This is a genomic window from Streptomyces sp. NPDC054849 (genome assembly GCF_053610945.1).
Genome location: NZ_JBSGZI010000035.1, coordinates 26636 through 47889, shown reverse-complemented (window position 1 = coordinate 47889; position 21254 = coordinate 26636). Strand labels below are relative to the sequence as shown.

The 21254-nt window shown below is 72.4% G+C and carries 24 protein-coding genes and 1 pseudogene; 12 read left to right on the top strand and 13 right to left on the bottom strand.

Features of this window, described 5'->3' with window-relative positions; all coding sequences use genetic code 11:
* Positions 1 to 105: 105 nt before the first annotated feature.
* From ACWGIF_RS17810 to ACWGIF_RS17800, 3 genes and pseudogenes are all read right to left on the bottom strand, one after another.
* On the bottom strand, positions 106 to 609 hold the full coding sequence (locus ACWGIF_RS17810) for a hypothetical protein (RefSeq protein ID WP_453498025.1): 504 nt from the start codon (positions 607 to 609) through the stop codon (positions 106 to 108).
* A 45-nt stretch (positions 610 to 654) separates the two neighbouring features.
* Positions 655 to 876, bottom strand: a pseudogene (locus ACWGIF_RS17805) (HAD-IA family hydrolase); the annotation flags it as partial.
* 18 nt (positions 877 to 894) lie between these two features.
* Positions 895 to 1380, bottom strand: coding sequence for a VOC family protein (locus tag ACWGIF_RS17800; protein ID WP_453498022.1), 486 nt, complete (start codon positions 1378 to 1380; stop codon positions 895 to 897).
* A 238-nt stretch (positions 1381 to 1618) separates the two neighbouring features.
* On the opposite strand from ACWGIF_RS17800, the gene ACWGIF_RS17795 reads away from it, so the two are divergent.
* The 3 genes from ACWGIF_RS17795 (at position 1619) to ACWGIF_RS17785 (ending at position 4256) form a co-directional block, all read left to right on the top strand.
* A complete protein-coding gene (locus ACWGIF_RS17795; protein ID WP_453498019.1) occupies positions 1619 to 2458 on the top strand; it encodes a dienelactone hydrolase family protein in 840 nt (279 codons plus the stop codon).
* A gap of 347 nt (positions 2459 to 2805) precedes the next feature.
* Entirely contained in the window at positions 2806 to 3225 is a 420-nt protein-coding gene (locus ACWGIF_RS17790) for a DUF6841 family protein (protein WP_453498016.1), read from the top strand.
* A 230-nt stretch (positions 3226 to 3455) separates the two neighbouring features.
* A complete protein-coding gene (locus ACWGIF_RS17785) occupies positions 3456 to 4256 on the top strand; it encodes a class I SAM-dependent methyltransferase (protein WP_453498013.1) in 801 nt (266 codons plus the stop codon).
* 67 nt (positions 4257 to 4323) lie between these two features.
* Here ACWGIF_RS17785 and ACWGIF_RS17780 read toward each other — a convergent pair whose 3' ends face one another.
* The 3 genes from ACWGIF_RS17780 to ACWGIF_RS17770 all read right to left on the bottom strand — a co-directional run bounded on the left by ACWGIF_RS17780 (position 4324) and on the right by ACWGIF_RS17770 (position 6388).
* On the bottom strand, positions 4324 to 5217 hold the full coding sequence (locus tag ACWGIF_RS17780) for a hypothetical protein (protein ID WP_453498010.1): 894 nt from the start codon (positions 5215 to 5217) through the stop codon (positions 4324 to 4326).
* Positions 5214 to 5552 (bottom strand): PadR family transcriptional regulator, encoded by a 339-nt coding sequence (locus ACWGIF_RS17775; protein WP_453498007.1) that lies wholly within the window; start codon positions 5550 to 5552, stop codon positions 5214 to 5216. Before ACWGIF_RS17775 ends, ACWGIF_RS17780 begins: the two co-directional genes overlap by 4 nt.
* A gap of 110 nt (positions 5553 to 5662) precedes the next feature.
* The gene (locus ACWGIF_RS17770) at positions 5663 to 6388 is read right to left on the bottom strand and encodes a hypothetical protein (RefSeq protein WP_453498004.1); all 726 of its coding nucleotides are present in this window, start codon (positions 6386 to 6388) and stop codon (positions 5663 to 5665) included.
* Between the two features lie 275 nt (positions 6389 to 6663).
* Here ACWGIF_RS17770 and ACWGIF_RS17765 point away from each other — a divergent pair, with 275 nt between their 5' ends.
* The 9 genes from ACWGIF_RS17765 (at position 6664) to ACWGIF_RS17725 (ending at position 14330) form a co-directional block, all read left to right on the top strand.
* The gene (locus ACWGIF_RS17765; protein ID WP_453498001.1) at positions 6664 to 7497 is read left to right on the top strand and encodes a CAP domain-containing protein; all 834 of its coding nucleotides are present in this window, start codon (positions 6664 to 6666) and stop codon (positions 7495 to 7497) included.
* A gap of 330 nt (positions 7498 to 7827) precedes the next feature.
* Positions 7828 to 8385 carry a hypothetical protein gene (locus ACWGIF_RS17760; RefSeq protein WP_453497998.1) on the top strand — a complete coding sequence of 186 codons (558 nt, stop codon included), beginning with the start codon at positions 7828 to 7830 and terminating at the stop codon, positions 8383 to 8385.
* Positions 8386 to 8691: 306 nt separating this feature from the next.
* Entirely contained in the window at positions 8692 to 9462 is a 771-nt protein-coding gene (locus tag ACWGIF_RS17755; RefSeq protein WP_453497995.1) for a thioredoxin family protein, read from the top strand.
* Positions 9463 to 9533: 71 nt separating this feature from the next.
* Complete coding sequence (locus ACWGIF_RS17750; RefSeq protein ID WP_453497993.1) at positions 9534 to 10136, top strand: TlpA family protein disulfide reductase; 603 nt, start codon at positions 9534 to 9536, stop codon at positions 10134 to 10136.
* Positions 10133 to 10915 carry a cytochrome c biogenesis CcdA family protein gene (locus ACWGIF_RS17745; protein WP_453497990.1) on the top strand — a complete coding sequence of 261 codons (783 nt, stop codon included), beginning with the start codon at positions 10133 to 10135 and terminating at the stop codon, positions 10913 to 10915. The genes ACWGIF_RS17750 and ACWGIF_RS17745 overlap by 4 nt, the downstream gene beginning before the upstream one ends.
* A gap of 112 nt (positions 10916 to 11027) precedes the next feature.
* Complete coding sequence (locus ACWGIF_RS17740; RefSeq protein WP_453497987.1) at positions 11028 to 11615, top strand: hypothetical protein; 588 nt, start codon at positions 11028 to 11030, stop codon at positions 11613 to 11615.
* A gap of 68 nt (positions 11616 to 11683) precedes the next feature.
* Entirely contained in the window at positions 11684 to 12424 is a 741-nt protein-coding gene (locus ACWGIF_RS17735; RefSeq protein WP_453497985.1) for a response regulator transcription factor, read from the top strand.
* Positions 12421 to 13830 (top strand): sensor histidine kinase, encoded by a 1410-nt coding sequence (locus ACWGIF_RS17730; protein WP_453497982.1) that lies wholly within the window; start codon positions 12421 to 12423, stop codon positions 13828 to 13830. Before ACWGIF_RS17735 ends, ACWGIF_RS17730 begins: the two co-directional genes overlap by 4 nt.
* Positions 13831 to 13970: 140 nt before the next feature.
* A complete protein-coding gene (locus ACWGIF_RS17725; protein ID WP_453497979.1) occupies positions 13971 to 14330 on the top strand; it encodes a hypothetical protein in 360 nt (119 codons plus the stop codon).
* Positions 14331 to 14379: 49 nt separating this feature from the next.
* Here ACWGIF_RS17725 and ACWGIF_RS17720 read toward each other — a convergent pair whose 3' ends face one another.
* From ACWGIF_RS17720 to ACWGIF_RS17690, 7 genes are all read right to left on the bottom strand, one after another.
* Positions 14380 to 15231: a S8 family peptidase gene (locus ACWGIF_RS17720; RefSeq protein WP_453497976.1), complete on the bottom strand. Its 852-nt coding sequence runs from the start codon at positions 15229 to 15231 to the stop codon at positions 14380 to 14382.
* A 58-nt stretch (positions 15232 to 15289) separates the two neighbouring features.
* A complete protein-coding gene (locus ACWGIF_RS17715; RefSeq protein ID WP_453497973.1) occupies positions 15290 to 15481 on the bottom strand; it encodes a hypothetical protein in 192 nt (63 codons plus the stop codon).
* 126 nt (positions 15482 to 15607) lie between these two features.
* A complete protein-coding gene (locus ACWGIF_RS17710) occupies positions 15608 to 15796 on the bottom strand; it encodes a hypothetical protein (protein ID WP_453497970.1) in 189 nt (62 codons plus the stop codon).
* Between the two features lie 30 nt (positions 15797 to 15826).
* A complete protein-coding gene (locus ACWGIF_RS17705) occupies positions 15827 to 16810 on the bottom strand; it encodes a cyanobactin maturation protease PatG family protein (RefSeq protein ID WP_453497968.1) in 984 nt (327 codons plus the stop codon).
* Between the two features lie 218 nt (positions 16811 to 17028).
* The gene (locus tag ACWGIF_RS17700; RefSeq protein WP_453497965.1) at positions 17029 to 17295 is read right to left on the bottom strand and encodes a hypothetical protein; all 267 of its coding nucleotides are present in this window, start codon (positions 17293 to 17295) and stop codon (positions 17029 to 17031) included.
* A gap of 294 nt (positions 17296 to 17589) precedes the next feature.
* The gene (locus ACWGIF_RS17695; RefSeq protein WP_453497963.1) at positions 17590 to 18237 is read right to left on the bottom strand and encodes a sortase domain-containing protein; all 648 of its coding nucleotides are present in this window, start codon (positions 18235 to 18237) and stop codon (positions 17590 to 17592) included.
* Between the two features lie 505 nt (positions 18238 to 18742).
* Positions 18743 to 21253 carry an acyl-CoA reductase gene (locus ACWGIF_RS17690; protein WP_453498068.1) on the bottom strand — a complete coding sequence of 837 codons (2511 nt, stop codon included), beginning with the start codon at positions 21251 to 21253 and terminating at the stop codon, positions 18743 to 18745.
* Between the last annotated feature and the right edge of the window lies 1 nt (position 21254).

Here is a 21254-nt window from a genome sequence, read left to right as displayed (position 1 = left end):
GTAAAGAGGTGGGGAGGCGGGCGGGACGGCGCCGACGGCCGTCAGCCCTCCTGAGAGCCGCAGACCTGCTCAGCCGGAAGCACTCGGCAGGTCCTCCTGCCACGGCTACTGCCAGAGGTCGGCTCCGTCGCGCCCGCTCGGGTCCCTCATCAGAAGGTCTTCGTGCAGCCCCGTGAGGGGCCGGCCGGTCGAAGTGCCGTCCTCGCCCGACTCCATGACGACCCAGCCGACGTCGACACCCGAGACGTTCACATCGCCGCCCGAGTCGAGTTCGTCGACCGTCGCGAAAACCGACTCGTACGCGACGGCGCGAGCGAAACGAACGAGGTCGTTCCTGTTCGCCCCAGCGGCAAGGAGCCGCTGCGCAGCCGGAAGCTGGTCGAACGCGCCGGGATCCTCCCATCCGTCGATCGGGTCGCGCCACAGGCTTCGCAGCAGCAGGAAGCGTGCGAGATGCGGTCGGTTCTCGAGGATCTCGGACCTCGCCAGGTCGACGGCATCGGCCGCTCCGAGTGCATCGAACCGGCCACGCAGCGACTGGGCGGCCGCCCTTCGGGGCGCGTCCAGAGTGTTGAGCCAAGCCTGCCACTCGGATGGGTCGTGGTTCACCGTCACAGCATGCCCGAAGGCCGTCGGTCCGTGTCCGGCCGGCTGTCACCCCTCGGTGAGGAGATGGGGCAGGACACGCATGTCGTGGAAGACGATGGTGTCGGCTCCTTCGAGCCGCTCGGCCGGGGTCAGCGCCCGCGTCGCCGACGCTCGCATGCCGGCGGCGCGGGCGGCCTGGACCCCCGGCAGGCTGTCCTCGACCACCACGCTTACTGCGGGGTCGACACCCATCTGCCGTGAGGCGTGCGGGAACCAGTGCGGGGCCGGCTTCCGCGAGCCACGACGTCACCCGATGGCGGCCAGGCGGCGCCGGATCTCCTCCTCCGAGATGTCCTCCATGTGGGTCAGGAAGACCCACATGTGGCCCGAAGGGTCTCGGAGGATGACGGTGCGGTCGCCGTGGAACGTGTCCGTCGGCGGCTGGAGGATCTCGGCACCGGCGGCCTCCGCGCGCTTCGCCAGGCTGTCGACGTCCGGCACGAAGACATGCAGCGTCACCGAGGTTCCTCCGCCGAGGGCGGCCGGCGCGGCGAAGGAGTCGGCCTCCGCCCCGTCCGTGCCGGCATCGCCCAGCATCAGGACCGACCGTCCGATGCTGATCTCGGCGTGCAGGACGCCGCCACCCGGAGCGTCGAGCCTGAAGTCCTCGCGGGCGCCGAACGCCCGCTGGTAGAAAGCGATCGCCGCAGGGGCGTCGTCGACCATGATGTGCGGGATCACGGCGTAGCGGTAGCGGTCGGGGATCTCGGAGAGGGCAGTGCGCTCGGTCATGACGAACCTCCTGGAAAAGCACCGCCGGTGGGTTCCTGCGGCTCTGGAACGAACGTAGAACCTCAGGTTTGGTCGAGGTCAAGCGTCGAAGGTCAAGCGTCGGTGTCGCCCGGCGGGCGCCGGTCGGCGACCAGGCGGTGCAGGGGTGCTTCCATGCAGTTCGCCGACCGCGCCCCCCGACGCCCTACTTGTGGGTAACTTGGGCGGTCCAGAAGAGCTGAGGGTAGGAGCAGGGCGCATGGCAGACCACGACCTGACCGGCTTCGCGCAGAGCACGTTCACCCACGACGGTGCCACCCGCCGGCTACTGCGCCGTGGCACGGGTCCCGCAGTGATCATCATGGCGGAGATCCCCGGCGTCACCCCCAAGGTCCTCGGCTTCGCCGAACAGGTGGCCGCGTCCGGCTGTACGGCCGTACTCCCGGTGCTCTTCGGTGAGCCCGGACGCGACACGGACCCCGCCGCCGCCGGCTGGCCGAGCGTCGGCCGCTCCTTCGCCTCGTCGCTGTGGCAGGTCTGCGTGAGCCGGGAGTTCACGCTGCTGGCCACGGGGCGGAGTTCCCGCGTCGTACGGTGGCTGCGCGCTCTGGCCGCCGCCGAACACGAGCGCTGCGGCGGCCCCGGGGTCGGCGCCGTCGGCATGTGCCTGACCGGCGGATTCGCCCTGGCCATGGCCACGGACGAACGTCTCGTGGCTCCCGTCCTGTCCCAGCCGTCGCTGCCGCTGGCCTGTACCCGAAGTCGCGCGGGCGCCATGGACATCAGCCCCGGGGAGCTCGCGGTCGTCCGTCGACGCTGCGAGCGCGACGGGCTCCAGGTCCTGGGGCTGCGCTTCCAAGGTGACCGGCTCGTACCCGGCGACCGGTTCGCGTACCTGCGGCGCGAGCTCGGCGACGCCTTCGTCGCCGTCGAGCTGGACGCCGCCGCGGCGAACCCGGCGAGCCCCCTCGCGCCCCACTCCGTTCTGACGGAGCATCTCATCGACGAACCCGGGCAGCCCACACGGCAGGCGCTCGACACGGTCCTCGACCTGTTCCGCACCCGGCTCCTCGGAGAGGAGCCGTCCGCGTCCGCGTGAGCGGCCGGTGGCGCGGCTGCCGGAGGAATGGCCCCCACGTCGGCCGTGCCCTTCTTCATCTCGTCAGGGCGGGCCCGACGGCACCTGACGGTGAGACGGGTCAGGGGACTGCCGGCTCGCGCACTGTGCGCCCGTTGGGGCGCGGCTGGTGGGCGCGTTGCGTTGGCCGGTGGAGAAGCAAGTGGCAATCTGGGGCATATCGCCACAGTCCGCACGTTCACGGACTCTCTGCAGGGGCGACCGCGACCGGTCGTGGGCGTCGTGGGCGCCGTGGGCGTCGTCGTGGGCACGGTGGGCGCCGAGGTGGTCGACGGCCGGCCCGGCCCTGCACGAGAGCAAGGAAGCTCATGCCGCATACCGATCTCTCCACAGTCGAAACGGATGTCAGGGCCTGGTTCGACCAGTACGTGAGCACGTTCATCGGCCTGGCCGCGGGCGGTCGTACCGACCCGGCGCCGCTGCTCGACTACTTCTCCGTACCGATCACCATGACCACGGACGCCGCCCATGTGGTGCTCGCCTCCGAGGCGGCCCTCGCCGCGGGCCTCGCCCACGAGCTGCAGACCCTGCGGGACGCGGGCTACGGCGGCAGCACGGCGCTCGACCCCGAAGTCCGCGCCCTGAACGAGCGGTCCGCGCTGATCGAGGTGACCTGGGCGCGCAACGACAGCAGCGGCCGAGAGTTCCAGCGCGTACGCGTGCTGTACCTCGCGGCCAGGACGGTCGCCGGGTGGAGGACCACGGCCTCCGCGATCCTCTCCCCCTGACCGGGAGCCCACCGCCCACCGGGCGGCCGCCACCTCGCGCGCGAGGGCTCCTTCGCAACGGCGCGCCGCGGGCGGGTCGTTGCGCACCCACTGCCGTGTCTCCCACCCGCGACACTCAGGTGGTTTATATATGTCGGTCACCGACGTATGGTGGAGACCTGAAGATCCTTCCCGGCGGCAGCTGCACCTGCCTGCGGCCGGAGATTCGCTGCGACGGAGATGGAGTGCTCATGGCCACCAGGAAGAACCTCACCGCGAACCGGGAATCCCTCCTCCACAAGGTCCGCTACGCCGCGAGCCGCCCGCACCGCATCGCCCCGTACCTGAAGCGGGCCGCCCGTGACCGGTGGCTGGCCTTCAAGCACCCGGACCACGTGAGCTACTACCGGGCCGTGATGGCCTCGGACACGCGCCGCAACCCCGAGGCCGCCGTCGGCAGCCAGACCCACGAGCGCTGGCTCGCGCTGGGGCGGATGCAGTTCGACTACCTCATCGCGCACGGCCTGAAGCCCGACGCGCGCATGCTGGACATCGGCTGCGGAAATCTCCGCGCCGGCTGGCGCTTCATCGACTACCTCGAACCGGGCCACTACTACGGCATCGACATCTCGCCCGACATCCTCATCGCCGCGAAGCAGACCCTGACCGACCGGGGGCTGCAGGCCAAGGTCCCGCACCTGACCATCACCAAGAACCTGAAGCTCGACTTCCTCCCCGACGACTACTTCGACGTGGTCCACGCCCACAGCGTGTTCTCGCACTCGCCGATCGACGTCATCGACGAGTGCCTCGCCCACGTGGGTCGCGTCCTGGCTCCCGGGGGCTACTTCGACTTCACCTTCGACCGCACCACCGGCACCGAACACCACGTGCTGCGCGAGGACTTCTACTACCGCACCCAGACCCTCGTCGACCTCGCCGCGAAGCACGGGCTGGCCGCGCGCTTCATGGACGACTGGGAGGAACTCGGCCACGGCCAGTCCAAGATCCGCGTCGGGGTCGGCGTCGGCGTCCACGGGCACGGCGCCTGACCGCCCCGCGACGAGGACCGCGTCCCGGCGCCCGCCGCGCCTGGGCGTGGTCCCCCGCGGCCCCGGTTCAGGCGCGCCCGGCCGTGTCGGAGCTCCTGCGGTGCCACAGACGCATGGCCAGGGCCGTGCACGCGAGCAACGCGAGGCATGGGAGCGCGGTGTCCTCGCCCACCACACCGGCGAAGTGGCCGGTGACGAGGAACGGTGCGGCGGCCAGGGCGAATCGGCCTGTGGTGTGGACACCGGACAGGGCGGGCCGGCCCGCCAGGGCCAGCGCTGCGGCCACGGTCACGGTGAAGCGCCACACCACGATCATGCCGAGCCCGTCCGCATCGAGCAGGGCGAGGATCACCACGGCCAGCGGAGTCCAGATCAGGAGCGCGACGAGACCCGCGGCGCTCCTGATCCGGCCCGGTGGGCGCAGGTCCGGAGGGCAGACCAGGGGGAGGGCGGCGACGACCAGGGGCGGTGCCAGGTAGGCCGCGTGCTCCAGCGGCATGTCGAGGGCGCCCGGCAGCACCGCGACGAGCAGGCAGGCCGCGGTTCCCCCCGCTCCGGCGAAGGCGCACCGCGCGCCTGCGGCGAAGCGTCCACTCAGGGCCACGACGGCGCCGATGAGGGTGAGCAGATGGCAGCCGTTGATCGCGTAGCCGAGGGGATCTGCGAAGTCGGGTTGTCCCGTGACGTACGCGAGGTTGACCGTCGAGGCCAGGAGGAAGGCGGCGTGCGCGCCCGTCGCGGCCAGTGCGAACGGCGCCGCGGCCGCGAAGAGGCGCCCGCCGCGGTGCGCGGACCCCACCCGCAGGCGAAGGCGCAGCGCGTGCGCCACGATGTCGCCGGCTTCCCGCAGGCGGGCGAGCGGCCCGGCGCCCTCGGTCGCCTCCCGGTAGGCCTCGGCTATCTCGTCGCCGAAGGCGCGGCGGAAATCGGCCGGATACAGGCCCAGCAGGCGAGGGTTCACGCCGTGGCCGTCTCGCCGGAGACGCCCAGGCGGCGCGCGGCCTCGCGCGCGGTGGCGGCGATCCGCTCCGCCTCGGCTGCCAGGCTCTGGCGGCCGGTGGTCGTGAGGCTGTAGGTGCGCCGCAGGCGACTGTCGACGATCTGCTCTTCGTGGACTTCGATCAGCCCCTGACCCAGGAGGCGTTCCAGGGCCCCGTACAGAGTGCCCGTCCGCATCGTGACGCGGCCGCCCGAGATGAGCTCCACCTCGCGCGCGATCGCGTACCCGTGGCGGGGCTCGTCCGCGAGGGCGGTCAGGAGGAGGAGGGTCGGTTCCTGCATCGCGCGATCACTCATGCCTGCATGGTAAGTCACTCACCGGCATATGTCGTTGCCTGTCCTCCCTCCAGGGGAGGGGTCCGTCGGCAGGGCTTGGTGCGGACGCCTCTTGGCCCGTGGCCCCCGCTTCACGAGATGGCGTACCACTGACTGGCCCAGCCCGTGTTGATGGTGCTCGTGGACTGCTCGGCGAGGTTCACGGTGGCCGGCAGGGAGGTCTGGCCGGTCAGGACGGTGCTGTACCGGAGCTGCGGCGGCGTCAGGCCGGCGTTGACCGAGATGCCGGCGCCGGTGGACTTCAGGGTGAGGAGGTTCGTGGCCCAGTTCCCGTTGAGCAGGAGAGCGATGAAGTAGGTCCCGGGGGCGGCGGTGAACGGCTTGCCGAGGGCCAGCGGCTTGGCGATCGCGTCGGTCATCAGCTGGGAGGAGATGTCCGGCGTGGCCGCGACGAGCTTGCCGTGGGCGTCGTACACGCCGAGGTAGCAGTTGGCGAGCTGGGCGTTCGGGTCGATGCCGGCCAGGCCCAGCCAGATGTTCGACCAGGTGATCTGTTCGCGCAGGACGATCCGTACCAGGGTGACCCGCCCGCCGACCCCGGCGGCCGACTGCGCCGTGACATGCCCCGCGTCGTTGGGGTCACCGGTCCACGCCAACAGGTTCTGATCCTGCGGCCGGGGTCCCTCGAACCCGGACCCACCGCCCTGAGCGGGCGCGGCAGCGGAAGAGGCAGCGGAAGCGCCGGAGGTCGCGGGCCCGGACCGGCTCTCTCCCGCTGTGCTGCAGCCGGTCAGGACGAGCAGCGCTGCGAGCCCGGCGACGAGGCGGGTCGTGGCGGTGGTGGTGCGGGTGCGCATGGTCCCCCCATGAGGTGCGGATGTGCCGACGTCATGATCACACGAGCGGCTGGTGCGCACCGGACCCGGTCCGACCGCTCGCCGCCCCCTTGAAGGCCGTACTCGGCGCTCTCTGCCTATGCGAGTCGGGGCGATTGTCCCGGCTCGTCCCTGTGTCGACCCTGCGGGTTTCCTTAAGGGACCTTGAAGAACGCCTCCAAAGCGATCTTTTGGCTGGTCGCCACCCTAGGCTCGGTCAGACCCCCTCGTCCCCTTCTCTGTGAGGTGCTACAGGCATGAGTCGCAGCCGAACTCCCGGAATGCCGTCCCGCGTCGAGGCGCGGCGGAAGAAGGCGATGCGCACGCGCATCGTGCTCTCGCTCACCGCGGCTGCCGCGGCGGTGGCGGTCGGGGTGGCCGTGGCCGACTCCGACGGTGGTGCCCGCGTGGACCAGCGCGCCGACGGCGGCACCGGCCCGAAGTCCGGGACCGCGGACTCCGGCGACGGGGCCGCGACGGCGACCCCCACTGCGCCCCTCCCCACGCTCGCCGCGGACGCCGCCGCCGCGCCGGGCGTGATGCCGTCCGAAACGCCCGGCGACGGCGCCACCGGATCGGCCACCCCCACGAAGCCCGCGGCCGAGGAGAGCAGTCCGGCCAAGCCGGCGTCGACCCAGCCCGCCAAGCCCACGCGTACGCCTGCCGCGACCACCGGCGGCGGTTCCGGGGACTCCGGCGGTGGCTCCGGCGACGCGGAGTCCGCGGTGCTCGCCCTGGTCAACAAGGAGCGGGCCACGGCCGGGTGCGGTCCCCTGACGGCGAACGCCAAGCTGAGCGCCGCGGCGCGGTCGTACAGCGACACCATGGCCCGCAGCGGCGTCATGTCCCACACGGGACCCGACGGGTCCACCATGACCAGCCGGGTGGAGGCCGCCGGATACGCGTGGTCGCGCCTCGGGGAGAACATAGCCCGGGGCCAGTCCGACGCGGACGCGGTCATGAAGGCATGGATGAACAGCTCCGGCCACAGGGCCAACATCCTCAACTGCGCCTTCCGTGAGATCGGCATCGGCGTCCACAAGGGCGACGGCGGCCCCTGGTGGACGCAGAACTTCGGGGCGCCGAAGTAGAACCCGCCCCCGGCAACTCCCCGTGATTCCACGGAACGGGCAGTTCCGTCGGCCGGGCTCGTCCGCTGAGCTCGTCCGCCGGCAACGCCCGCCGCCGGGACCGGCCGCGAGTGGCACACGTCCTCCGACCCGTACGCGGGTCAGGAGGACGTCTGCGTTCTGCGGCCCACCGCCGTAGCGTGCCCCGGCGTCCCGCCGCCCCGGCGCGCTGAGGGCCCCCGACGTCGCCGCAGCCTTCCATGTCCGCCCGAGGACCGGCGCGCGGGGGCGCACAGGCGGTTGTGGGGGAGGGAGTGACGGGCGGCTTGACCCGTCGGCCACTATGGGGCCGTGCCTCGAATTCCGCGCTACCTGTTCATCTGGCTGTCGTGCACGGCCACCAGCGTGACCGCCGTGCTCGCCACGGTCCAGTTCGTGGTCGGCTCGACCCGGCATACGCCTCCCGTCGCGCGGTCCGCCCCGATGGTCTTCGATTCGCCGCCTGCGTGGCTGGCGGGCCAGGGCGGGTCGCCGAGCCCGTCGGCCCCGTCCGCGAGCGCCTCGCCGACCCCGACGGACCGACCGTCTCCGTCGGCGTCGACGCCCGCGCCTTCGAAGTCGCCTTCGGGAAGCACGCGGACCGCCGCGCCCAAACCCGCCGTCGACTGCGAGGAGGGCGGCCCGGGTCTGCACACCGTCCCCGCGCAGGGCGGCAAGGTCACCGTGCGGTACGGGAGCCGAGGCGTCTGCCTGATCTCCGCGATTCCCAGCCGAGGCTTTAAGGCCACCACGTCACAGACCGCGGACGACACCCTGACGGTCACGTTCACCAGCGCGGACCACCGCTCGGTCGTCACCGCGACGATCGAACCGACGGCGAAGGCCAGCGTCCGCGAGACATCCTTCTGAGGTCCCGGCGCATACCGCCGGTCTGTACTACCCGCCCCTCCTGTTCCCTTTTGTCGGATTCATCTCCTTACGCATGCTCATCGTCCGGGTTCCGGCGAAGCGGAAGGTGAGCTGTTCCTTAGGGGAACCTCAAGATCACGCTCAGACGGTTCGGACGGCCCGGAGCGGTCCTATGCTCGCGTCAGCCGAGCGGCCCTCGGCGCCGGGCCCGGTGGCCCCGGCGAACTGTCGGGCCGTCGGCTTCACCGAGCCGGGAGGCGTTTCGCCCTTCCCGTCGTCCTAACCGTGCCTTGGGGTGTCTTCGCCATGACTTCTCGCATACTCCGACCCGTCCGTGCCGACCGCCGTGCCCAGCCCCGCTCCGCCGCGCCCCTCGGGGTGCGGCTGCCGCTGGTCGCCGCGGCCGTGGTCGCGGCGGGGCTGACGACCGCGTGCGGACCGTCCACCCAGCCCGCCGGGTCCGCCGCACCGTCCGCAGCCGGGCAGTCGTCGTCGGCCTTCCCCTCCGCGACGGCGTCCGCATCCGCGTCGGCGTCCGCCGAGACGTCCCCGAGCGCGTCCGCCTCGCCGTCGGCGTCCGCCGGTGCCGCCCCGTCCGCCTCCTCGCCGACGCCCTCACGTGCCCAGACCGGTTCGGCCGCCCCCAAGCCGTCCCGTACGTCCGCCGCGCCCGCGCCGGCACGGATACCCGGGCCCGGCTACGACAGTTCGACCGATGCGCAGAAGCAGATCGACGCGGCCCTGGCGGCGGCCAAGGCCGACGGGAGGATGGTGCTGCTCGACTTCGGAGCCAATTGGTGCGGCAACTGCAAGGCGGCCGACAAGGTGTTCGCCCAGCCGCAGACGGCGGCGATCCTCGGAGCCTCGTACCACCTGGTCAAGGTCGACATCGGCGGCAACAGCTCCGCCAACTCCGCACTCCTGCGCAAGTACAGTCCCTCGGGCGGGAGCTACAAGATGCCCGTCCTGATCGTCGTCACGCCGTCGGGCACGGTGCGCACCGACACCCACCTCACGGGCAACCCATCCCTGACCTCGGACGGGATCAACTCCTTCCTTCGCCAGTGGGCGTCATGAGACGACCGTGCCAGGGAGGCCCGGCGGCGGAGCCCGCCGGCCCCCGCCCCCTGTCGGCAGGATGGCGCAGGATGCGGGCGCGCACCGCGGTACTGGCCGGGCTCGCGGCCGCGGCCGGCTGCGTCCTCGCCGCCGTCGTCACCGGAGTCGACGCAGGCAGTGGTCCCGGCGCGCCGGCCGGGAAGGCGGGCGGAGTCAAGGCGGCGGCCGCCGCCACGGTCGTGGACTCCGGCGCGCGGCCGCCCGCGCCCGTACTGGCGGGCGACGACCTGGACGGGAAGCCGGTCAGCCTCGCCGAATTCCGGGGCCACGTCGTCGTACTCAACGTGTGGGGGTCGTGGTGCGCCCCCTGCCGCGCGGAGGCCGACGACCTGGAGCGGCTCAGCCTGCAGACGCGGGCCGACGAGGTCCGGTTCCTCGGGATCAACACCCGCGACCGGGACCGCTCGGCAGCGCGGTCCTTCGTACGCGCGCACAGCCTGAGCTTTCCCAGCCTTCACGACCCGGACGGGGAACTTCTGCTCCGCTTCCCGCCCGCGCTCCTCAACGCGCAGGCCGTTCCCTCGACCCTCGTGATCGACCGCCGCGGACGCATCGCCGTCAGCATCGGGGGAGCGATCACCGACGAAGAGCTGCGGCCCCTGCTCGCACGCGTGGTGGAGGAGGAATCATGACGCCGGTCACGGGCTGGACGCTCGCCGCCGCGGACGCCCCCTCCCTCCTTCAGGGAACCCTGGCAGTCGCCGCCCCCGTGGCGTTCGTCGCGGGACTCGTCTCCTTCCTCTCGCCGTGCGTACTGCCGCTCGTACCGGGCTACCTCAGCTATGTGACCAGCCTGTCGGTCTCCGAGCTGGCGGACGCCCACGGCGGGCGCCGCAGCCGCATGGCGGCCGGCGCGGCGCTGTTCGTGCTCGGCTTCACGGCCGTCCTCGTCTCCGGAGGCGCCCTGTTCGGGTACTTCGGCCGCACCCTGCTGGCCCACCAGGAGGCGGTCACCCAGGTGCTCGGCGTCTTCACCGTCCTGATGGGCCTGTCGTTCATGGGTTTCCTGCCGGGCTTCGCGCAGCGGGAGTTCCGCAGTCACCGGCCACCCGCGCTCGGACTGGCCGGCGCCCCGGTGCTGGGGGCGGTGTTCGCCGTCGGCTGGACCCCCTGCATCGGCCCGACGCTGGCCGCCGTACAGGCGCTGGCCTGGAGCGAGGCGAGTGCGGCCCGCGGGGCGCTGCTGATGGCGGCCTACTGCCTGGGGCTGGGCCTGCCGTTCATCCTGGCCGCGCTGGCCTTCCGCCGGGCGCTGGGCGCCTTCGGCCTGGTCAAACGCCACTACCAGTGGGTTCTGCGGATCGGCGGCGGCATGCTCGTGCTGGTCGGCGTGCTCCTGGCCACGGGCGTGTGGAACGACATGGTGTACCGCCTGCAGTTGTGGAGCGCGGGCTTCACCATCGCCTTCTAGGAACGGCGTTCGCCCTTCGCCCTGCAGACCGGGAAAACAGACCGCTCGACCCCCTGATACAGAGGCACAGATGAAAATGAACGATTCCCTGCCCGCGCCAGGCATGCCACACATGCCGCAGAACCCGAACAAGCCGGACATGCCATACGCCAGGCGTTCCCGGAAGGCCCGCATCGCCGCCGCCCTCCTCTCCCTGGCCGCGCTCGCGGCCTGTGGCGAGCAGCCCGCCGAAGGCGCCGCCGCGGACACCGCGCCCACGACGCGCTTCAGCGAGAACGGGGTGACCGTCACACTCTCGGTGTCCGGCTGGCAGGCCTCGAAGGGCACGCTGACCGCCGTCTTCACCCCCGAGGAGAAGGGCTTCCACCTCTACAGCACCGACCTGCCGCTCACCGGAATCGAGGGCGTCGGCCGGCCGACCGCCGTGGACGTCACCGGCGTCCTCAAGGCGGACGGGAAACTGACGGCCGCCGCGGACGTACGGACGATCAGCCTGCCCGGCGTCGGAGCCCCGGTCCCCGTCTACCCGGACGGCCCGGTCACCGCCACCCTGCCCATACTCGCCGACGGCAAGGGGGACGCGACGGTGCTGCTCGGGTACGCGAGCTGCAGTACGGAGGAGGGCTGCACGATTCCGGTCGCCGACCGCCCCGTCCACCTGCGCATCACCGACGACGGCCCGACCTTCGGCGCCCCCTAGGGCGCAGCAGCGTCGGTCGTCCGTCACCTGTCCGCGACCGCCCCGAACCGAGCCCCTAAGGTGTCCCCATGCCCAGCGTCCTGGTCGTGGAAGACGACCCCAGCATCCGCCAGTCTCTGATCGAGGTCCTGTCGGAGCACGGGTATGCCGTACGCAGCGTGGGCGACGGGTTCGGCGCGCTCCGCGAGGTCACCCAGATGCCCGTCGACGCCGTGGTCCTCGACCTGGGGCTGCCCGATCTGGACGGGGGCGACGCCCTGCGCATGATCCGGGGCATCTCCTCCGTTCCCGTCCTGGTGGCCACCGCCCGCGACGACGAAACGGAAATCATCAAGCTCCTCAACGCGGGCGCCGACGACTACCTGGTCAAGCCCTTCTCCGGGGGACAGCTCATCGCACGCCTCTCCGCCGTCCTGCGGCGCACCAGCCACGCTCCCGCCTCCCGCACCGCGCACGCCGCCCACGCCACGCAAGGCTCGGGGCCGGCGCCGGCAGCCGAACCGCTGCGCCCCACCACCGTGGGCGAGCTGGCGGTGGACCCCGGTGCGCGCACCGCGCACCTGGCCGGCCGCGAGCTCCGCCTCACGCGCCGGGAGTTCGACCTCCTGGCCTTCCTCGCCCACCACACCGGCCAGGTCGTCTCCAAACGCCGCCTGCTGACCGAGGTCTGGCGCGAGCCGTACGTGGACGACCAGACCGTCGACGTCCACCTGTCGTCCCTGCGCCGCAAGCTCGGCGAACGCGCGGCGGCCCCGCGCTACCTGCTGACGGTCCGCGGCGTCGGCATCAAACTGGTGGCCCCGCGTTGAGACGTTCACTGGCAGGAGTGGCGCTCGCCGTCACGTCCATGGTCGCCCTCTCCTTCCTCATACCCCTGGCCGCACTGGTGATGTCGCTGGTCAAGGAGCAGAGCGTCACCGCGGCCGAGCAGCGCGCCGCAGCCCTGGCACCCGTCCTCACGCTGACCACGGATCCGTCCGCCCTACGGGAATCCGCCGCCAGCCTGGACGCCACCGAGCACCTGGTCGTCCATCTGCCGGACGCCCAGCCCCTCGGCAACTCCCAAGCCCCCAAGGCACTGCTCGAACGGGCGCAACAGGGACGCGAGTCCATCTCCCGGCAGATTCCCAGCGGCTGGATCTGCCTGCAGCCGGTGGTGCTTCCCGGAGACCGGGTCGCCGTCATCGAGAACTTCGTCCCGGAGGAGGAGCTGACCCGCGGGGTCAAGGCCTCCTGGGCGGTCATGCTCCTCCTCGCCGTGGGTCTGATCGGCGGCTCGGTACTGGTCGCAGACCGCCTCGGCGCGAAGGTCGTCCGGTCCTCCCAGCGGCTCGCGCAGGCCTCGCGCACGCTGGGGGAGGGCAACCTGGACACCCGTGTGGACCCCATGGGCCCCAAGGAACTGCGTGACGCGGGCGTCGCCTTCAACGCCATGGCCCACCGCATGACCGAGTTGCTCGCCATCGAACGCGAGCTGGTCGCCGACCTGTCCCACCGGCTGCGCACGCCGCTGACCGCCCTGCACCTGGCGTCGGAGCGGATGGCCGGCACACCGGAGTCGGCCAGGGTCGAGGCGGCGGTGCATGCCTTGGAGACGGAGCTCCAGGCCATCATCACCGCGGCACGGACCCCCCTCGCGGTCAGCCCCATGGGTCACGGCATGCGCAGCGCGGACACGAGTACGGTCCACCACGCGCCGCCCGGCGCGGTACCGGCCGGGCCGCGCTGCGAAGCCGCCGACGTCGTCCGGCGCCGGACCTCCTTCTGGGCGGTCCTGGCGGAGCAGCAGAACCGGACCTGCTCCCTCGACGTCACCCAGGAGCCCACGGCCGTCAGCCTCTCCGACGACGACATCGCCGCCGTCGTGGACGCGCTCATCGGCAACGTCTTCCGCCACACCGCGCCCGGCACCGCGTTCGGCGTCCGCGTCGTCCGTACCGCCCAGGCCGTGGAGCTGGTCGTTGAGGACGCCGGGCCGGGCATCCCCGAACCGGAGCGGGCCCTCTCCCGCGGGAGCAGCACCGGCTCCTCGGGACTGGGCCTCGACATCGCCCGCCGGGCCGCCGCCGTCACGGGAGGCTCGATGCACATCGCGCACGGTCCCCGAGGAGGCGCACACATCACCGTGGCCTTCGCACTCGCCCCGTCGCTGCCGTCCGAGCGCAGACCACGCATGTCCCGACGGCGGCCGGCCTGGCCACGCCGGCGGTCTTGACGGGGCTCCCCCTTTCGGGCCCCTCCCCGCCCTGCGCCGCCCGCGTTCATCCGGTCGGCCGAGCAACGCAAGCCACCCGCGTCCGGCCGGGTCAGGCTGTGGGCAAGGATCGTCACCACCGCACAGACGAGGACCGCGCCATGCCCTACAGCCGACGCATCCGACGTATCAGCATCATCGCGGGGGCCGCAGCAGTGCTGCTGAGCGCCACCGCCTGCTCGGGGATGGGCCGGACCACCGTCGGCATGCTCAGCTTCCGTGGCCACGACTCGCCGATCGAGCTGAGCTACTCCAACACCCTGGTCAAAGGCTGCCACAAGATCGGCATCCCGAGGGGCGCCACCCACGTCGAGAACAACACCCTCGTCGACGTCGTCCTGTACCGGACGGAGAACTGCCGCAAGACCGACCAGGCTGACGGCATCTACGTGGCCACGACCCTCTCGGACGTGACGGCCCCCGCCAGCCGGCCCTGGCGCAGCTTCAGCGTGATCCACTGACGTCCCCCCATCGTCCGACGGCCACCCGGCAGGCTCCGGACGGCACGCGTCAGCCACCGAGTGCCGTGTACGCGGCCCACGCGTCCAGCAGCGGCGGGGTCACTGACCGCCGCCGGCCGGGGCCGTGGGTGACCGCGTACCGTATGGCCGCCGGGGTGGCCGCCGGGAAGGCCGAGCGGAGGAGGGCGACCGTACCCGTGACGAAGGGCGCGGCGGCGCTCGTACCGCTCAGGGTGAAGGGGCTGCCGTCGAGTCCCGGGCCGGGGATGCGGTCGCCGGGGGCGCCGACTCCGTGGCGGCCGATGGAGGCGCCCAGATTGGACTGGGGCATGGGGTGCCCGGCCCGGTCGTACGCGGTCACCGGGATGACCCACGGATGGTCGGTGAGGACGGAGGAGCCCACCCGGCCCTGGTTCCCGGCGGCGACGACGAGGATCACGCCCCGGTCGGCGGCGTGACCGAGGGCCGTCTCCAGCGCGGAGTCGCGGACCCCGGAGGGCGCGGGCTGGGCCATGCTGAGGTTCAGGACGTGGGCGCCCGCATCGACGGCCTCCGTGATCGCCTCGGCCAGTTCTCCCGTCCGTACACCGGAGAGGCAGGTCGCGGGCCCGCCGCCGGCCGGACGATCCGTGAAGAGGGGCCGGGACAGCAGGGTGCAGCCGGGGCAGACGCCGTCGCCCGCCGCGATGATCCCGGCGACGGCGGTGCCGTGCGCGCAGCAGACGTCACCGCGGCGGCAGGTTCCCGTACCGGCGGCGTCGTGCAGTTCCCGGACCGGGTGGCCCGCGAAGGCGGGGTGGTCCAAGGCGACGCGGCCGTCGATCAGGCCGACCACGATCGAGGAGCGGCCCGAGGTCCGAGCCATGAGCGGCCTGAGACCGACCAGATCCAGGGGGTCCATGGTCACCCCCTTCCCGTCCCCCGGACCCCGGGGCGGTGGCAGACGGGTCCAGACGGGGTCATCCCGGCTCGTAAGGGCCGGAACAGTAGTCGTCGACGCAGTCGCGGTAGCAGTTGCGATTCCAGGAGCCCTCGCATGCGTCGTCGCAGAGGGGCCCGACTTCCTCCGCGCAGGTGATGTGCTGGGCGACGAATCGGTCGCCGGGTGCTTCCGGGACCGGGCGCGCCCGCGCGAATCCGGGGATACCCATCTGAAGTCACCTCCTTCCCTGGCAGCGCGACTTCCGGTACTCCTCCGGGCAGATCACCGGCGCCGAGCGGATGAACCGGCGAACTGCCCTTCTCCCACGGTCGTTTCGGGGCTTCGGCCCCAGGCGCTACGCCTGCTTCGAGCACAGCGTCGTCAGGCACCTCCGCACACAAGTGGAGTAGTTGTAGGCGCCCCGGCACTGGTGGCGGCAGACCGGAGCCAGTTCCTCCTGACAGGTGAACTGCTGGGGGAGGAGCAGGTCGCCGGCGGTCACTCCGCGTGCCGGCGGCTTGACGGCGAATCCGGGGATGCGCATGTCCGTTCGCCTTCTTTCCTCTCTCGTCGGCTATCGGGTGTAGTACGGCTGGAGCGGAGTCACGAGGAAGGGGAACAGCCCGGCCAGACCGACGCGGACGAACCACTTCTCTGTGACATTGGTCTGGCGGTGGGTGTAGGAGAAGACGACCGTGATGACGGTCTGCGACCCGGCGCTGAGCCGGGACGGCCCGGCTTCCACCGCGGAGAGGGTGTAGCCGCCGGTTCTCCTCTCGTCGGTCTTCTGGTAGATCTCCTGGTTCCTCACCGTCAGGTAGTTGAGGGCCCGGTCGGTCGGGTCGGTACCCGCGTTGTCGCTGAGCTGGAGGAGCCGGTCCAGCAGGGCTCCGGCCCCCTTCTCGAATTCCTTGCGGGAGGTGCCGTCGGGGCGGTCGATCGCCTGGATCAGCTCCTTGCTGTCGAAGGCCCAGATCTTCTCGACGCGGACGACCGGGACGGAGAGCCCCTGACACGCGCTCGGGTGGGAGACCGGGCCCAGATAACCGACGATCACGGCGAGGTCGCGTTGGTTGCCGACCGGGCGCAGTGCCTCTACGAGGGCGCTCAGCTCGGTGGGGTCGGCGGGCTCCAGGATGTAGGTGTCGACGCCCTGGACGGAGAGGACGTAGCACATCTGCCGGGCGATGTAGGAGTTGTCCGGGTCGGAGAGGACGCGGTAGAGCGCATGGGCTTCCGTGGTGTCGGCGTCCCCGTCGGCGCTCGCCACCTGCAGGAACTCACGTTGGACGGAGAGGTCCGGGAAGACGGCGTGGACGCGGCCGAGAACATAGACGTAGCCCGGGGCGGCGTCGCCGTTGCCGCCCTCGCCTCCGCCCTGGCAGGCCGCCGCGGCGCAGCCGCAGCCGGCCTGGGTGACGGTGGGCTCGGCGGGCGCGGGGCGGGGGTACTCCGCGGGGAGCGCGGCTGCAGGTGTGGGCGCGGGGGGCGGAGGCCGAACCTCGGCCTCCGGCGAGGCGCTCATGGCGGTGACGGTGTCTGTGGTCTGGGGGTCCATCGCTCACTCCTCACACACGCCTTGTCGGGCTGTCAGGCCGGCTCGTGGCCGCTCCCGTGGTCCCTGGACCGGATCCGCTGTGCTCGCCAGCGCCCCCTCCGGGCGTTTCCCTTCCCGGCCTCCCCGGCCTCCCCGGCCCGCGCGTGTGGGGTGCCCGTGCGCCCCGCACTCGTACCCGCACCTGTGAACACGCTGAGCGGGGCACTGAGCGCGACGCCTCAGCGGTCCGGCCCGCCGCCGATCGTCATCCAGCGGTTCAGCGCCTCGGCTCGGCGGTTGCAGCCGCCGCAGGGCCGGACACCCACCGAGGTGGTCACCCGGGCCACGGCGTCTCCCAGCCCGATCTCCGCGCCCTCGCGCGCGAAGCCGGGGATGCGGACCCGGTGGCGGGACTTGTCGTTGCGGCGGGTGCGACGCGCACCGTGGGAGCCGCCTTTCGCCGATTCCGGGGCCGCAGCCCGACCACTCGTTGCGCCGTCAACCATGCTGCTCACATCCGGTGTTGAACCCTTCACCCGGCGCCACTCGGACGCCGACGCCCCTTTCGATTTTCCTCCCCGCGGGCGCAGGCTGCACGCTGGATTCCCGACCTGTCGGGCGACGGGGAGGGTGATGCCGGCCCGGAAGGTGACTCCGAGCGTCCCGGCAGCGGACTCCACCCGGCACGATCCCGTCCCAGCGCCCGTTACGAGCAGCTGACCGCGTAACCGACCGCTCCGGCCGGGCAGCTGTCGCGGCCGGCCCGCTGCGCGGCGAAACATCCGCGTAGGGATACCGGGTCAAGGCTTCGTGGAGGTGAGGACGCCGATCTTGTCCAGGCGGTGCTCGGGATTGTTCTGCGCGTCCCGCCAGAAGTTGCCCGCCGCGTCGTCCTCGGGCGTGAGGCAGGTGGTCACAGTGATCATCGCGCGGGTCGGGGCGGCGCCGGGCGAGCCGGGAACCGCCGCGCGCTGCGCGTCGATGGAAGCCTGCGACCGGAAGGACGTCGTCCGGGTCGTGGTGATCACGTACTCGTAAGTCACGCCGCCGGCCTTCACGAACACGGACGCACCCGTGGGCAGCGACGGCAGGTTCCTCAACGGTCCGCCGGCCGATACGCGGTGCCCGGTCACGATGTAGTTGCCCACGTCGCCGGGGCCGACCCCGCCGCGGGGTCCGTGCGGGCTGGCGGCGACCCCCTGGTCCTGGATCCGGGTGCCCGGCGCGTCGTCGGGACTGCCCTGGTACGGGATCACGGACAGCCCCGATACGCCGATCGCGGGCATCGACAGCGTGGCCGCCTGGATGCCGGCGGCTGCCTGGACGCGGGCCGCAGGCGCATGGGACGAAGCCGCGGGCGCGCCGGGGGCAGTCAGCAGGACGGCGAGGGCGGCGCCGGCGAGCGCCATCGGCGCTGTACGGGAGGAGAGAAGAGGATGGTGGGTCATGGCGGTGTCCATGGGTCGGCCGGGGCCGCGCGGGTCAGTCCGGCCCTGTTGCCTCTTCCAGCCTCGCACAGGGGAGCGCATGCGGCAGGGCCTGTCGGGCAACACCACGCCCGGCGCCGCCACCGCTCGCCGCTCGCCCGGACGCGTGACGACGACGTGGACGCTTCCTCGGCGGGTTGCAGGGCTGCACAGGTAGCCGAAGGGGGTGTCACGGCTGGGCCGGTGGCCGGTGCGCCGTTGTGCGCCGGTGAGCATGTGACCTGCCTCCCACCGGACTTGACCTACAGGAGGCCACGCTCCCGGGCCCGGAACGGCCGGGAAGCGGGGCGTCGGCACGGCAGCCCGGATGGACGCGGGGGCGGGTCGCCGCGGGCGCCCTCGGCCCTGGTCCGGTGACCAGGGCCGAGGGCGATCGCGGCAGGGCAGGGCCGATCGAATGTCCGGACCGAGAGGTCTGGACATTCGAGTCGCGCCCATCCTGTGGAGCAGCAGGCGGTGCCACCACCTAGCGGCGTGCGTCCACCACGGCGAGGAGCTTGCCGCTGGTCGGGCTACGGTCCAGCGACGCCCCGTCGACCGCCTCGACCACCAGGTCCAGCAGCCCCTCCGTCACCGCCGAGCGGAGCTCCGGATAGCCGGCCAGGAAGACTTCCCGCAAGCGTTCCGGATCCGTCGCTCCGGCCCGATCCACCCGTACGGTCAGCCGTTCGCGCGCGTCCGTGCCGTCGAGCCGCACCTGCAACTCCCCCCGGAGGCCGCCGCGTTCCCCGGCCAGGTCCAGGAAACGCCGGTGGTTGAGGAAGTACGTCGCCACCCGCATCACGTCACCGGTACGCCCCCTGAGCTCGAAGCGGGGCGAGTGCCGGCCGCACGGGCAGCGTCCCGGAACCTCCCGGCCGAGGTCGCCTATCACGTACCGGCCCAGGTGCTGGCCGCGCCGGGCGTGCGTGGTGAACACCAGCCGGCCCGTCTCACCCGGGACCACCGGCCGGTCCTCGGCCAGGTCCAGGATCTCCATCGTGTGCAGGTCGGCGTGCAGATGGTGGACGCCGCCGGCGCTCTCGGTGCACTGGTACCCCAGCGGGCCGAGGTCGGTGCTGCCGTAGGTGATCGAGCGGACGACCTCGATGCCGAAGTCGTCCTTCAGGGTCCGCTGCTGCTCCTCGGTGAAGTGCTCGCCGCCGTAGAAGACCTTCCGCAGACCTCCGTACGCCCGCAGCGCGTCCGCCTCCGCGTGCAGCAGCTGCCACAGGTAGGAGGGCATGCCGAAGAGGGTGTCTGCCCGGTGGTCGATCAGCGCCTGCGCCGTGGCGCGGTGGTCCGGGCCCGCGGACAGCGGCAGCTGCACACCTCCGAGCCGCTCCAGTACGGAGAAGAAGCTGATGAAGCTGCCGTACATGGCGCCGCAGTAGAAGAGGTTGGCGGTGCGGTCCCCGACCGGGTCGTAGCCGGCGGCCAGCAGGCCGCGAGCGGCGGCGTGCATCTGCGTGTCGTAGTCGTCGTAACTGAAGACCGACAGCGCGGGTGCGCCGGTGCTGCCGCCGCTGCGGAAGTACAGCTCGGCATCGGCCCGTGCCAGCTGCCGGCCCGGCTCCTGCACGTCCTCCTTGCCCAGCAGCGGCCCCGCGGGCTGCGGCAGGACCACGGGCCTGGCCAGGTCGTCCAGACAGGCGGTGGTGGCGAAGCGGGCCGGGTCGGCCTGGACGGCGACGCGGCGGCTGTAGCGCTGCAGGGCGTAGACGCCGTCGTGCGGCTCTCCCGCGTAGCTCTCCAGCATGGCCCCGACCGGCGTGACGCGGGTGACGCCCGCGGCCAGGACGGTGCGGGACAGCTCGGCGATGTCGGTCCGGCCGCCCGCGAGCCCCGCCGTCTGCAGGTAGCGGCGCATCGGGCGCAGGGTGGCGATCAGCCGCTTGCGGGGCAGCGGCTTGACCCACACGCTGCGGTGCAGCGGGGAGGCGGTCAGCGGCGACCGGGTGTCGGCCATGACCCGCCACGAACCGTCGGGCGCGGCGAACACGCGGGTCAAGCCCAGGCGTTCCTCGAGCCGGGCGACCAGCTCGGTCGTGGTGAGCTCGGCGTCCTCGGCGGGATCCGGCTCGCCCTCCGAAGCGCCGGCCGCGGCCGGCGGCCGTGCCGCGAGGACCGCGGCGAACCGCTCCGCGAAGGCGAACACCTCGTCCTCGTCCTCGGTGTCGAGGTAGACCACCTGAGGGCTGGAACACGCCTGCTGCTCGTGCAGGCACACATCGCCCGCCAGGGCGTCGAGCGTACCGGCGTCCGACCAGGCGTCACCCGTCAGGTATGCGAAGGAGATGCGGTGGCCCCACTCCACCAGCCGGCAGCCGGCCGGCACATGGGCCGCCACCCCCTCGACGGCGCCTTCCCCGCCCCATACGGCGACGGCGTCCGCCGGCGCGCACATCAGGCCCAGCCACTCGTGCCGGGAGGACGGGAAGCGCAGGACGACGATCCGCGCGGCCAGGGCGCCGCCGGGGTCCAGGGCCGCGAGCTCGGCCATCAGGTGCTGGGTCAGGAGCGTGTCGGCGCTGCTGGTCTTGAGGACGTTGACGTTTCCGGCGAGCAGGCCCTCGACGATGCTCAACGGTGCGACCGTCGCGGCGTTGCCCGGCGCGATGTGGGCGACCAGGCCGACCGGCGCCCACGCCTCGTAGACCGTCTCGCGCGGATCGGCCCGGTTCAGCCTGCCGGGCGTCGCACTGCCCAGTTCCCGGCGCAGCTTGCGGGTCAGCTCGCGCCGGCCGAGGAGGCCGCCGAGCTCGACCAGGACGGCCGGGTCCTCCCCTTCGGGCAGGTGCGGAGCGAGCCTGGCGTGCACCGGGTGGCCCGGGTCGCGCAGGGCCGTTGCGAGGGCGTCGCAAGCGGCCAGGACGGTCTCGGTCTCCAGCACCGAGGCCAGCGCGTCCTCGACGGCGGCCGGCAGGCCGGCGAGGCGGCGCCCGGCCTCCTCGTCGCCGATGAACTCACCCTGCCAGTAGTGGTGGTGCACATTCATG